The following is a 12,509-nucleotide window of genomic DNA, read 5'->3' as shown; positions in this document are numbered from 1 at the left end:
AAAGTTTTTGGCAGTTCATCCCTAAAAAAGCATGTTTTAAATAAATCTGATTTTCTATTTAAGGCTTAATTGTATTTTTGAACTAATTATCAAAAACTATGAAATCAAGAATCCCTTTTTACTATCACATTGTCTTTTTCTTTTTATTATTTCTAACCTACATTTCTTGGGATATTGGGCTTAATGACAGAAAAATAGAAATCGTAATGACAGAAATGTATTATTGGACTACATCAACTTACATGTTGGCAGTATTTTGTATTTACCTTTTTAATTTTTATTTCTTTTGTAATTGGTTTTTGAATAAAAAGAAATTACTTTTTTATATTCTGACCATTCCAGTTTCGTTATTGTTTTTTGCGGCTGTTCGTTATTTTTTGCAAGAAGTTGTTATGTACAATATTATTGGACAACACAACTATTACGAAGAAGCAAGAGAAATTACCTATTACATAAAAGATAATTTTTTCTTCGGATTGCCGGCTATCATTTTAAGTGCGTTGACTTTTTTATTTTGGCAGTTCCAAACTGCACAACATCAAAATCAGGAATTACTTTTAGAAAATAAAAAAGCCGAATTTCAAATGCTCAAAGCGCAAGTGAGCCCGCATTTTTTGTTTAATACTTTGAATTCTTTTTACAGTCAATTGATTCTAAAAGACGATAAAATGGCCGATGATGTTTTAGTACTTTCTGATTTACTTCGATATGTAATTACGGAAACAGACAAAGATGAAGCGATCCTTTCAAAAGAAATTCAATTCATTCAAAACTACATTCATTTACAAAAGAAAAGATTTGAAGATCAGCTGTTTTTAGATTTTTCGGTTGAAGGAAATTATTCAAACGAAAAAATTATTTCTTCGGCTTTGGTTCATTTTGTTGAAAATGTTTTCAAACATGGAAAATTTAATAATGAAGAAGAAAAAGCCATTATTTCTATTCGGATAAAGAACGATTTTTTAGAAATTTCGACTTTTAATTATTTCATCGAAGGAGAAAATTATTCTTCAACCGGAATTGGTTTTGATAACTTGACTAAAAGATTAGAATACACATATAAAAACCAATTTATTCTTGAAAAAACAGAAGAAAATAATACCTTTAAAACTTACTTGAAAATACCACTAAAGAAATAATTTATGGCTTTTAAATGTATAATTGTCGATGACGAACCGCCTGCAACCAGAATATTAGAAAACTATATCGGGAAAGTGAATTTTCTGGAAAAAGTTGGCGTTTTTAATGATTCCTTAAAAGCTTTAGAATTTCTAAATACGCAAGCGGTGGATGTTATTTTTTTGGATATTCAAATGCCTCAATTGACAGGTTTGCAGATTTCTAAAATCATTTCTAAAGATATAAAAGTCATTTTTACGACTGCTTATCCTGATTTTGCTTTAGAAGGATTTGAGCTGAATGCTGTCGATTATCTTTTAAAACCAATTGCCTTTGAGCGTTTTTATCAAGCAGTTTCAAAACTCAATTCTGAACCAAAAATAGAAGTTTCAAATAACAGTAATAATAGTGCTCCAGATTTTCTTTTTATAAAAACGGATGGAAAAAATAAATTTCAGAAAGTGTTTCTGAATGATATTTTATATGTAGAAAGTCTCCAAAATTATGTTTGCATTCATACTGTAAAACAGCAAATTGTTACACATTCATCTTTAAAAAATGTAATTGAATCACTTCCGTCAACTGATTTTATTCAAATTCATAAATCGTATGTGGTTTCATTGCAGCACATCGAATCAACAGATAATTTTTCTGTTTTTGTAAATGGAAAAGAGTTGCCAATTGGGGCGACTTTTAAAGATGCCTTTTTTGATGAAATTGATCAGAAGAAAATTTAACCGCAAAGCGCGCAAGGTTTTTTTGCTAAATATTGTGAATATATAAACGCAAAGTTCGCAAAGCTGTATGTTTAAAAAAAATATAGCCACAGATTAAAAAGATTAGAGGGATTTAAAAATCTGCGTTAATCTTTTTAATCTGTGGCTATAAAATATCTTTGCGAACCTTGCGTAATTCTTAGCTTCCTTTGCGGTTAAACTTTAAGACTTTTTCTTATTACCGTTTTTGTAAACCACTTTTTCTACAACAACTGGTTTTCCATTTCCTTTTGGGAATGATTTCTTTTTAGGTTTTCCAGTTGATGAGCCTGACTTTGATGGATTTTGATCTCCTCTGTATTTCTCAGAATCTTTTGGAGCTGCTTTAAATTCAGGTCTTTCTTTAGAAGTTTCCTTTTTAGGAATTTCGGCTTTATGTTTTGCTAAAACTTCGTTTGGATTTTTTGGGTTTTCTTTAGTTCCTCTTAAATGAATTACCAATCCGTTTAGGAAATTACGTAAAACTTGGTCGCCACATTCCATATAATTTGGATGATCTTCAGCTCTAAAAAAAGCACCCAATTCTGACTTTGAAATTCTAAAATCTACTAATTCTAAAATCTCAACTATTTGGTCATCACGGAGCATCAAAGCCACGCGAAGTTTTTTAAGTATATCGTTATTTGTCATTGTTTATTTTTTACAAATGTACGGTTTATTTTTTTGCCACGAATTACACGAATTTTCACAAATTCCAGAATTTTAAAAGAAAAAGAATTTGCGCAAATTTGTGGTTAAGAGCTGTAATTATTTAAAACGCCAACCAATTTATCTAAATCTTCTTTTGTGTGATTTGCGGTTACAACAATTCTATTCAACGGTTCGGATTCTTTGGTGTATCTGAAACTGGCAATAATTATGTTTTCGTCTTTTAATTTATGAACTAATTCATTCGATAATAAATAAATTAAAGGATAACTTTTATCAAACTTAATATTCTGATTTTGAGTTAAAATTGAATCAATGTAACTCAAATTATCTAAAAGTTTTTGATGCTGTATTTTATAAATTTCGGAAGCATCAGAAAGTGTTTGTACAAAAGCTGGATTCATTCCTGCAGCGCTTGTAAAGGTTTCGATTTCTTTTATTTCTTGAATGAATTCGGAATCTGATGCAATAACACCGCCCGTTAATCCGAAAGCTTTTCCAAGAGACGAAACCAAGATTTTTCTTTTAATTGGAAAATCAATATTAGAGTAAATTCCAGAACCATTTTCGCCGATAATTCCTAACGAATGAGATTCATCAACAACTAAAGTAATTTCTTTGTGATTTGAAATTTCATTTAAAAAAGATAAATCAACAGGCTTCGTTTGAAAAGAAGGAACTCCATCAGTCAAAATTGTTATTTCTTCTGGTTTTGAATCTAGTAAACGATCATTCAATTTTTTGTTTACAAAAACAGGAAGAGTATTTTCAATTTTAATTGCTGAATGAATTTCATTTAAATGAAAAAAAGAATCCGTCTGCTTTTTTAATTTTTCTAAAACCAATCTTCCAGCCAACATTCCAGAAGAAACTGTTACCGTGCTTTCAGAGCCTATATGAGAAGCTAAAAAAGTTTCGCCTGCATCGTAAGCCGTTAATTGAATATTTGCTGTTCTGGAACTTCCATAAGTCGTTCCCCATTTTAAAATGTTCTGAACAACTAAATCCTGAAAATTTTTATTTGTTGGAAGTCCCAAATACGCAGTTCCACCAAAATACAAATAGTGTTTTTGATCTGCTTCAATTGTGCGGTCGGGAAATCTTTCGACTATCATTTTTATAAAAGTGTAACTCCTGTTCCGTTTAAATCTGAATAACTTACAACCCCATCTTTTATGGTTACTCCGGTTGCAATATCTTCAGCCAAAAGCAAAGCACCATCCATGTCTACATAATCCAATTGCGGCAATAGATGCGCAATTGCAGAAATTCCAACTGTCGATTCGGTCATACAGCCAACCATGGTTCTTAAACCTAATTTTTTAGCTTCTTCAATCATGCGTTTTCCTGGAGTTAAACCGCCGCATTTTACCAGTTTCACATTCACACCATGAAAATGATTGAAGCATTTTGCAACGTCTTCTTCAATAATACAGCTTTCGTCAGCAATTACAGGAAGAACAGAATGTTTGAAAACTTCTTTGTGACCTTCCCAATTGTCTGCTTTCATGGGTTGTTCTAGAAATTCGACGCCTAGTTTTTTTAATTCGATAGCATTGTTAATGGTTTCTTCGACTGTCCATCCGCAGTTGGCATCAATTCTAAAAATGGCATTGGTATGTTTTCTCAATTCTTTTACAATCGCAATATCTTCCTTTGTACCCAATTTAATTTTGTAAATCGGCCAAGGAAGTTCCTGCATTTTGAAAACCATTTTTTCAATCGTATCAATTCCGATAGTATAATCGGTCAACGGATTATGATCGGTTTTGTAGTTCCATAATTCGTATAATTTCTTGCTTTTTTTGCGGGCATACAAATCGTTGTAAGCCAAATCTAAAGCGCACAAAGCAAACATATCATCTTTTAAATATGGATGAATTTTTGCCCAAAAAACCTCGGGAGTTTCGTTCTCAGTATTTTCAATTATAGATCTGATTTTTTCCAAATCATTCATCATAATGGGAACTGTAATATGATAGTACGGATTTGAAGTGGCTTCTCCAAAACCTGAAAAACCATCACTTTGTAATTCTACAATTAAAGACGGCTGAAAATCAATGGATTCTCTTGAAATAGTAAAAGTATGTTTAAGTTTGAGATTGTATTCTCTTAAAATTAGTTTCATGGTTAATCTGGTAGTTTTTTGTTTTGTAAAATAGAATTCTAACTCTTTTTGATAGCCATTTTTAAGCCAATGCCGGTCTGAAAATCGGGTGCATTATCTAAATTTAAATCTTCGCGGAAATATACAAAATAAGAGAATCGCTTAGTCGAATAGGTGCAAATAAAGCTCCATCCTTCTAAATCTTCATACAGATGATAAATTGTTTTTTGCCAGTGCGTATTGATTCTTTCGCCAGTAAAAACAATATAATCTACATCTCTTTTTTTGTTGAATGCAGTTTGAAAATTATAATTAATGCCATAAGAAATACGATTATTATTGCGGAGTTTTACTTTGTAGTCAACCAAACCTTCAAAACTATACAGGAAATCTTGATTGCTGATGTTAACGCGATCTCCATATTCTATAAAATGCTGGCGTAAAGCTCCTGCACTTAAGCCAAAACTTAAAATATTTTTGTCTCTAATAATCATTTTTTTGAGGATAGAAGAGGAAATTCCAATGTCTGCAACGGGATTATATTTTGTAGTGTTGATGCCAAGTTGTGCTCCAAAATTCAAATAAATATGATGTTTTTTATTCATTTCTAACTTTGGATAATAATTGTAGTTGATTTCAAAACCTGGAATTATAAAATCATTATTTTCCATTGTAATCACTTTGTCATTCTCATCTTTATAAGATATTCCCGCTTGATTTACGCCATAATGATATCTGGAAAAAGGATCTTTTCCTCCAGCAATATTGCGATGAAACCATTCGATAGTTTCGTCAGAAGTAAAAACAGAAAAAGGATATTTTCCGCGATCTAATGAATTGGCACGAAGGTTAAAACTAAGTTCGTGATGAACAGTAATGGGTAATATAAAAGTGAAACGATAAGATCGAATCACGCCATCTGCTGTAAATTCTTTGATTTTAGAAGGAACTTTGTCAAAATCAAATGCAAATTCACGAGCATGCCAAGGAATGCTTTTAGAAAACGCTCGGTCATTCGGATCGGTTAACTCGTATGATTTTACATAAGGCAACACAACATTTCCACTAGAAACTTCGAATCCGAAAGAATATTTTTCGGGAGAGCGAACATTAAAATTGTGATTTAATCTCGAAATGTAAATTCCAAGCGGATGTGTAGAAAGCAAATAAGGCTTTATAATATCTGATGAATTTTCTATTTCTTCATTCCAATAATCGTTCTGATCTGATTGCGCTGTGGAAATTGCATTAAAAATTAAAAAAATAAAAAAGAGTAAACGATATTTCATTTCAGAATTTAAATTTTGATAAATCTAACGAATTTTAATATGTAATCTAAACTATTTTTGTCAGATTATTTTTAAAATAAATTCCACTCTGAATGTTGAGTTTAACTTTTTGTTTATTAAATGTTTAAGCTAATTGTTCCTGTAATTTTTTAATTTCATCTCGTAATTTAGCTGCTTGAAGGAAGTCTAATTCTTTAGCTGCTTTTTCCATTGTTTTACGCTTTTCGCGAATCATTTTTTCCAATTCAGTCTTAGATAAATAAGCCGTTTCTGGCTCAGCTGCAACAGGAATTGGATGTCCTAATTCATACTCAACTAATGGATTTTTGGTGAAAGCACTGTCGATTTTCTTGTTTAAAGCCTGTGGCGTTATATTGTTTTGAACGTTGAAATTAATCTGTTTCGTTCTTCTGTATTCCGTTTCATCAATAGTACGCTGCATACTTGCTGTAATTTTATCAGCATACATAATAGCTTTACCATTTAAGTTTCTTGCCGCACGACCAATAGTTTGCGTTAACGATCTGTGATTTCTTAAAAAACCTTCTTTGTCAGCATCTAAAATTGCAACAAGAGAAACTTCGGGTAAATCAAGACCTTCACGAAGTAAGTTTACACCAATCAAAACATCAAAAAGTCCTTTTCTTAAATCCTGCATAATTTCAATACGTTCCAAAGTATCTACTTCAGAATGTATGTAACGACAGCGAATATTTACTTTTGTTAGATATTTAGCCAATTCTTCGGCCATTCTTTTGGTCAAAGTGGTCACCAAAACTCTTTCGTCTAATTCGCAGCGCACCTGAATTTCTTCAATCAAATCATCAATCTGATTCAAACTTGGTCGCACTTCAATAACTGGGTCTAATAACCCAGTCGGACGAATAATCTGTTCTACATAAATTCCATCCGATTTTTGCAATTCATAGTCGGCAGGAGTTGCAGAAACATAGATAACCTGATTTTGTAAAGCTTCAAATTCTTCAAATTTCAAAGGACGGTTATCCATTGCAGCAGGTAATCTGAAACCGTATTCTACAAGATTTTCTTTACGGCTGCGGTCGCCTCCATACATGGCGTGAACTTGCGAAACCGTTACGTGACTTTCGTCAATGACCATCAAATAATCACTTGGGAAATAATCTAGCAAACAGAAAGGCCTTGTTCCTGCTTGGCGTCCGTCCAAATATCTAGAGTAATTTTCAATTCCTGAGCAATAACCCAATTCCCGAATCATTTCTAAGTCAAAATTGGTTCTTTCTTCCAAACGCTTTGCTTCGAGATGTTTTCCTATTTCTTTAAAATAATCGACTTGTTTCACTAAATCTTGCTGAATTTCCCAGATAGCGCCTTGAAGAACTTCAGGAGAAGTAACAAACATGTTAGCCGGATAAATAGTCAATCTCTTAAACTTTTCGATTACCAGAGAAGTTTGAGGGTCAAAAGATTCTATTTCTTCAATTTCATCGCCAAAGAAATGAATTCTGTAGGCATCATCAGCATAACTTGGGAAAACTTCGACGGTATCTCCTTTTATTCTAAAGTTCCCAGGATTAAAATCAGCTTCAGTTCGGGCATATAAACTTTGTACCAAACTATGAAGCAGTTTGGTTCTTGAAATAACTTGATCGCGAGTGATTTCGATTACGTTTTTCTGAAATTCTACAGGGTTTCCGATACCATATAAACAAGAAACAGAAGCTACAACCAAAACATCACGACGTCCAGAAAGGAGGGAAGAAGTGGTGCTTAAACGCATTTTCTCTAGTTCTTCATTGATAGATAAATCTTTCTCAATAAAAACTCCCGTAACTGGCATAAAAGCTTCTGGCTGATAATAATCGTAGTAAGAAACGAAATATTCTACTGCATTATTCGGGAAAAATTGTTTGAATTCAGAATACAATTGAGCAGCTAAGGTTTTGTTATGTGCTAAAACTAAAGTAGGTCTTTGAACTTCTTGTATTACATTGGCAACCGTAAATGTTTTTCCGGAACCTGTAACTCCTAATAAAGTTTGATATTTTTCTCCGTCGATTACACCTTGCGCCAATTTTTGTATGGCTTGTGGCTGATCTCCTTTTGGACTATATTCTGAGGCTACGTGGAAATTCATTTGTTGCTGATGAAAATTAGGTTTGTAAAGATACGAAGATTGTGTGCTAATCTAAAAAATTTATAATAGCATCATTCACTATTTTAGGCTGATCAATAGTTAAAAAATGTCCCGCATCTTTTACCATTTTAGTTTTACTGTTTTTTAAATATTTCTGAGCTCGTTCGAGACTTTCTTCAGAATTGATTACATCTTTGTCTCCAATTAAAACCAAAACAGGATTTTGTATCGATTCTAAATCTTTGTTAGAAAATGGATGCATTTTTAGCATACTAGAATTGGATTTTGCATATTTATTAGCCAAATAAAATTGCCTTTTATAAATCACGCTAATGTTTTCTGGATGCGTAGAAAAAGTAGTAAGAGTTTTGCCAAATTTCTTCTCACTTGGAAAAAGCTTTAACATTATTGCGGAAGTGGTTTTCCCAACCTGATCAATAAATTTAAAAGTTTGTGCTGGACTTAGTAAAACAATTTTATCAATTGAATTAGGTTTTTCAGTTGCTAACAATGTTGCGATCCAGCCGCCTCGTGAAGCTGCGACAATATCAAATTTCTTTAATTTATAATAATTGAAAACCTCATTATAAAAAACAGCAATTTCTTCTGACGAAAGTGCTTTTGACGTTAAATTCGATTTATTGGGTTCCATAATAAAATCAATAGCATAAATACGATGATTTTTTGCCATAGCTTTTATGTTTGGATACCACATTGTGGAGCTGGCGTCCATTCCGTGAAGTAAAACTAAAGCTTTTGAATTTTTTGGTCCAGCGATAATAACGTGTGCGGTTCCAAAACTTGTTTTTACATCTTCCTCGGTATAAGGAATATTCCAAAGTCTTAAAGCTTTGTCGTAAGCAGATTGGTATTTTATTTCTTCACTTTTGGTTTTAAAAACATAATCTTCAAATTTTGCTTTTTTTGAAGCACAACTGGAGAGTAAAAATAAGAGAATAATGATTCGGGAATAATGTTTAAACATAGTAATAAAATTCGATTTTGAACTTAAAGTTACGATTATCGTAAGCGGAAAGTGTATCACAATTTTATTTTAAAATATCATAATTTTAAGATTTATCCTTTTTGAAAGTCAGATAATAAATTTGTACCAAAGCTAAAATAGCATTCGGAATAATCACAGGCCAAAGCCATTGACTGAAATCGCGGTAATCATTTAAAAAAATGCCATAAATAACAAAACAGATACAACCAAACATATTGATTAGCCGAATGGTTTGAAGATTTTTTAATAAAAAACCACCAACTATAAAAACAGATGCGAGATAACCAATGTATTCTGCCATGATCTTGATTTTAAATATTTTATAATAAATGTAGCGAAAGCAAATTATAAAATCAAGATTTTGTTTTGGAAATCAGACATTTGAAAAACGTTTTGTGAAAAAATATTTCACCCCGCTGGGGCTTTGAAAAATAGGTCTAAAATTTCCCTATAAATATGTTGTCCCGCTGGGACTATTTAAAAATGATTTTTATATCAATTTATGTTAAGGCTCCAGAGGAGCTAAATATTATTTATAGAAAAAGTCATAATCACATCGTATAAAAGCTCCAGAGGAGTGACATATTAGGAGTCATTAAAAAATCAGGGATCTTAAAATTTCCAAGAAAGGTGTTGAGCATTATTTAAAAAACTCCAAGCCACAATGCGACTTGTTTTTTGTCCTTGCGCCATGTCGATCGTTTTGACAGAAACGGCATTTACTTTTTGTAAAGTTTTATAAATCGAAGAAAGATTTTCTTTTTTAGAAACCAAAGTAGTAAACCATAAAACTTGCGATGCGTATTTTGCACTTTCGTAAATCATTTGTGTGATGAATCCGATTTCGCCACCGTTGCACCACAATTCGGCATTTTGTCCTCCGAAGTTTAAAACAGGATTTGTATTTTTTCTTTCTTTCGGATTTAGATTTGTGACTTTTCTAGTTGCGCTTTTGTTCGCTTCTTCCGCAGATGCATGAAAAGGTGGGTTACACATTGTGAAGGTAAAACGGTCTTTGGGAGTAACAATATTTTTGAAAATAAACCTTGGTTCTGTCTGTTGTTGTAAGCTGATTGAATTGATTAGTTTTGGATTGGCTTCAATAATTTTACTACAATTTTCAATTGCTTTTTGATCGATATCGGTTCCAACAAAACTCCAATTGTAAATAGAATTTCCTAATATCGGATAAATCAAATTAGAACCAGTTCCGATATCTAATCCTAAAACAGTCGGTGTTTTCGGGATTTCATTATTGTTGCTTTCCGCTAATAAATCGGCTATGTAATGAATGTAATCTGCTCGTCCTGGAATTGGCGGACAGAGATAATTTTTAGGAATATCCCAATTCTGAATATCGTAATATGTTTGCAGTAAAGCGCTGTTTAACGTTTTTACAGCATTTGGGTTACTGAAATCAATGGTTTCGATTCCATGTTTGTTGATAGCAACGAAAACTTTTAATTCTGGACAATTCGAAATTAGTTTTTCGAAATCATATCGGTTTCGATGAAGATTTCGCGGGTGTAGAATGTTTTTTTCAGAATTGTCGTTTGCTTTCATTTTTATTGATTTCGGTTGCAAAGATAGGTAAGAAAGACTTGTTTTGAAAATGAATCCCTAGCCCTGATGGAAACGGCATCCTTTTGTGGTGGGGTTCACCACAAAAGATACAGTGGACAGCAGGAATTTGCTTCTAATCAAAACACTCCATCATAAGCAGATCACCATCTTTATGTGTAATACTCACAATTCCATCTTTTTCAACAGAATTACTGCTTCCGGTTCTGTAGCCCATTGTAAGCGTGTCATCATTCAATTCATATTTTAAATTAGTGGATGAAATTCCGTTTACGACTCCAATTGGAATAAGTGAAATTGGCGTTTTGGCAGTATACCATTTTTCAAATTTTCTAGGTAAAAGAAATATTTTTGAATGATCGTCCAGAATTACAATTTTAAGCGAATCGCGATGACGAACAATATTGGTAAGATTGGTAATCGTATGATCGGCACGCTTTCCTGTTGCCCAAACTACATTTACGGCTGGAATTTTTCTTTCTACAAGATAATCACAGGCCTTTTCGAGATCTGTTTTTTCTTGGTCTTCAGTATGTACAATTTCGATAGGATATTGCGCTGTTCTGTAAATTTCGGGATCGAAACCGCGGTCAAAATCACCTAAAAGAACATCTACTTTAATTCCTAATTCGATTACTCTTTCAATAGCCGAATCTAAAACCACTACCAACGGCGACCATTCTAATAATTGTCCTAGAAGTTCAGAACTGCAGGCAGCTCCGTTAGCAATAATTAAGGCAGGTTCCTGATCGTCGCGTACAATATGGTGTGAAGACATTTAGAGTTGATTTAAAATATGCCGCAAATGTACGAAAGTTATGGGCTTTGACAGAAAATCAATTTGTTTAATTGGCTTTAAAAGCAACGGCGTCTACTTCTATCTGCATATTGTCAAGGGCTAATCTTGGAACCGGAATTAATGTACTGGCAGGAAATGGTTTGTTTTTCCATGTTTTGCTGATTTCTTCTTCCCAAATTTTGAGTTTTTCTGAGGAATGATCTACTATCAGGATTGTGATTTTCATGACGTTTTCTGGTTTCAAACGATAACTGTCTAAAACTGTTGTCAAGTTTTTTAAGGCAACTTGGACTTGTTTTCTAAAGTCAGAACTTAAAATATGATCTTTTCCTAAACCACCGCTTTGGCCAGAAATGTAAACAAGTTCTCCAGATGTTTTAACCGAAGAAGCGTGACTGAAGCCGTAAGGTGTTGGATTAAATAAAGAATCGGGATTTTTGAAAGTCTGTGCTTTGGTTTGAAATGCACAAATACATACTAGAAATGAAATTAAATGTTTCATGTTTTAAAAATTAAAATTAAGAATACAAAGGTTTCGCAATTCTAATTTTTAAAACATTTACATATGTTGAGGACGAGGGATTTTAGATTTTAGATTTTTTGAAATTTGCAATCTAAAATCAGAAATCCAAAAGTCTTCTGTGATAATTAATTTGTCCTAAATGGTAAGCCAAATGTGTTGAAAGATGAATTAAAAAGAAACCGGTTGTCATTTCTTCTTCAAAAACAATTTCAGGATAAATGACTTGTAAATCGGCTTGGGTTAAAGAATCTAGAACCGTATTGACCATTGTAATTGTGTTTTCAATTTTATCGATTAATTCTGTTCTGGGAACATCTTTCAGTGAAAATTCTAACGGTCGATTACGAACATATCCTGTATTGCCAAGTCGTGCTCCAATATAGGTATTGATATTTCCCATTAAATGAAGACACAAATTTCCTGCAGAATTGGAAATATTTTTGTCAATCATCCAAATGGTATTTTCATTTTGGTACGATTCAATTTCGACTTTTAGTTTGTTTAAATCTCTGTTGAAAAGCGTTTTTAAAGATTCGGTAATCATA

The 12,509-nt window shown here is 32.5% G+C and carries 13 protein-coding genes; 2 read left to right on the top strand and 11 right to left on the bottom strand.

The features are described from left to right. Nucleotides 1–98 precede the first annotated feature (98 nt). Both NQQ59_RS06850 and NQQ59_RS06845 read left to right on the top strand, forming a co-directional pair. Complete coding sequence (locus NQQ59_RS06850) at nt 99–1,139, top strand: sensor histidine kinase (protein WP_144214910.1); 1,041 nt, start codon at nt 99–101, stop codon at nt 1,137–1,139. A 3-nt stretch (nt 1,140–1,142) separates the two neighbouring features. Next, nucleotides 1,143–1,856, top strand: a complete 714-nt coding sequence (locus NQQ59_RS06845; RefSeq protein ID WP_144214909.1) for a LytR/AlgR family response regulator transcription factor — start codon at nt 1,143–1,145, stop codon at nt 1,854–1,856. A 201-nt stretch (nt 1,857–2,057) separates the two neighbouring features. Here NQQ59_RS06845 and NQQ59_RS06840 read toward each other — a convergent pair whose 3' ends face one another. From NQQ59_RS06840 to NQQ59_RS06790, 11 genes are all read right to left on the bottom strand, one after another. After that, nucleotides 2,058–2,525, bottom strand: coding sequence for a DUF1456 family protein (locus tag NQQ59_RS06840; RefSeq protein WP_144214908.1), 468 nt, complete (start codon nt 2,523–2,525; stop codon nt 2,058–2,060). Nucleotides 2,526–2,629: 104 nt separating this feature from the next. Then, a complete protein-coding gene (locus tag NQQ59_RS06835) occupies nt 2,630–3,658 on the bottom strand; it encodes an aminotransferase class I/II-fold pyridoxal phosphate-dependent enzyme (protein ID WP_144214907.1) in 1,029 nt (342 codons plus the stop codon). A 2-nt stretch (nt 3,659–3,660) separates the two neighbouring features. Further along, nucleotides 3,661–4,671 (bottom strand): dipeptide epimerase, encoded by a 1,011-nt coding sequence (locus NQQ59_RS06830; RefSeq protein WP_144214906.1) that lies wholly within the window; start codon nt 4,669–4,671, stop codon nt 3,661–3,663. Nucleotides 4,672–4,709: 38 nt separating this feature from the next. Next, nucleotides 4,710–5,939: a hypothetical protein gene (locus tag NQQ59_RS06825; RefSeq protein ID WP_144214905.1), complete on the bottom strand. Its 1,230-nt coding sequence runs from the start codon at nt 5,937–5,939 to the stop codon at nt 4,710–4,712. Nucleotides 5,940–6,063: 124 nt separating this feature from the next. Continuing rightward, nucleotides 6,064–8,055 (bottom strand): excinuclease ABC subunit UvrB, encoded by a 1,992-nt coding sequence (gene uvrB, locus NQQ59_RS06820; protein WP_144214904.1) that lies wholly within the window; start codon nt 8,053–8,055, stop codon nt 6,064–6,066. A gap of 46 nt (nt 8,056–8,101) precedes the next feature. Further along, on the bottom strand, nt 8,102–9,040 hold the full coding sequence (locus NQQ59_RS06815; protein WP_144214903.1) for an alpha/beta fold hydrolase: 939 nt from the start codon (nt 9,038–9,040) through the stop codon (nt 8,102–8,104). Nucleotides 9,041–9,125: 85 nt separating this feature from the next. After that, on the bottom strand, nt 9,126–9,362 hold the full coding sequence (locus NQQ59_RS06810; RefSeq protein ID WP_186296576.1) for a uroporphyrinogen decarboxylase: 237 nt from the start codon (nt 9,360–9,362) through the stop codon (nt 9,126–9,128). Between the two features lie 311 nt (nt 9,363–9,673). Next, nucleotides 9,674–10,624 carry a 23S rRNA (adenine(1618)-N(6))-methyltransferase RlmF gene (rlmF, locus tag NQQ59_RS06805; RefSeq protein WP_144214901.1) on the bottom strand — a complete coding sequence of 317 codons (951 nt, stop codon included), beginning with the start codon at nt 10,622–10,624 and terminating at the stop codon, nt 9,674–9,676. 133 nt (nt 10,625–10,757) lie between these two features. Further along, nucleotides 10,758–11,420, bottom strand: coding sequence for a thiamine diphosphokinase (locus tag NQQ59_RS06800; protein ID WP_144214900.1), 663 nt, complete (start codon nt 11,418–11,420; stop codon nt 10,758–10,760). A 67-nt stretch (nt 11,421–11,487) separates the two neighbouring features. After that, nucleotides 11,488–11,943: a RidA family protein gene (locus tag NQQ59_RS06795; RefSeq protein ID WP_144214899.1), complete on the bottom strand. Its 456-nt coding sequence runs from the start codon at nt 11,941–11,943 to the stop codon at nt 11,488–11,490. Nucleotides 11,944–12,061: 118 nt separating this feature from the next. Beyond that, on the bottom strand, nt 12,062–12,508 hold the full coding sequence (locus tag NQQ59_RS06790) for a DinB family protein (RefSeq protein WP_144214898.1): 447 nt from the start codon (nt 12,506–12,508) through the stop codon (nt 12,062–12,064). Between the last annotated feature and the right edge of the window lies 1 nt (nt 12,509).

The sequence above is a fragment of the Flavobacterium panacis genome (genome assembly GCF_024649945.1).
GTDB lineage: Bacteria > Bacteroidota > Bacteroidia > Flavobacteriales > Flavobacteriaceae > Flavobacterium > Flavobacterium panacis.
The sequence above is the reverse complement of the archived record's forward strand: the minus strand, read 5'-3'. Positions and strand labels throughout refer to the sequence as shown.

What these genes read in the sequence shown, in the direction of transcription:
- NQQ59_RS06850 (WP_144214910.1), top strand. Translation starts at nt 99, where the DNA reads ATGAAATCAAGAATCCCTTTTTACTATCACATTGTCTTTTTCTTTTTA.
- NQQ59_RS06845 (WP_144214909.1), top strand. Translation starts at nt 1,143, where the DNA reads ATGGCTTTTAAATGTATAATTGTCGATGACGAACCGCCTGCAACCAGA.
- NQQ59_RS06840 (WP_144214908.1), bottom strand. Translation starts at nt 2,525, where the DNA reads ATGACAAATAACGATATACTTAAAAAACTTCGCGTGGCTTTGATGCTC.
- NQQ59_RS06835 (WP_144214907.1), bottom strand. Translation starts at nt 3,658, where the DNA reads ATGATAGTCGAAAGATTTCCCGACCGCACAATTGAAGCAGATCAAAAA.
- NQQ59_RS06830 (WP_144214906.1), bottom strand. Translation starts at nt 4,671, where the DNA reads ATGAAACTAATTTTAAGAGAATACAATCTCAAACTTAAACATACTTTT.
- NQQ59_RS06825 (WP_144214905.1), bottom strand. Translation starts at nt 5,939, where the DNA reads ATGAAATATCGTTTACTCTTTTTTATTTTTTTAATTTTTAATGCAATT.
- uvrB (WP_144214904.1), bottom strand. Translation starts at nt 8,055, where the DNA reads ATGAATTTCCACGTAGCCTCAGAATATAGTCCAAAAGGAGATCAGCCA.
- NQQ59_RS06815 (WP_144214903.1), bottom strand. Translation starts at nt 9,040, where the DNA reads ATGTTTAAACATTATTCCCGAATCATTATTCTCTTATTTTTACTCTCC.
- NQQ59_RS06810 (WP_186296576.1), bottom strand. Translation starts at nt 9,362, where the DNA reads ATGGCAGAATACATTGGTTATCTCGCATCTGTTTTTATAGTTGGTGGT.
- rlmF (WP_144214901.1), bottom strand. Translation starts at nt 10,624, where the DNA reads ATGAAAGCAAACGACAATTCTGAAAAAAACATTCTACACCCGCGAAAT.
- NQQ59_RS06800 (WP_144214900.1), bottom strand. Translation starts at nt 11,420, where the DNA reads ATGTCTTCACACCATATTGTACGCGACGATCAGGAACCTGCCTTAATT.
- NQQ59_RS06795 (WP_144214899.1), bottom strand. Translation starts at nt 11,943, where the DNA reads ATGAAACATTTAATTTCATTTCTAGTATGTATTTGTGCATTTCAAACC.
- NQQ59_RS06790 (WP_144214898.1), bottom strand. Translation starts at nt 12,508, where the DNA reads ATGATTACCGAATCTTTAAAAACGCTTTTCAACAGAGATTTAAACAAA.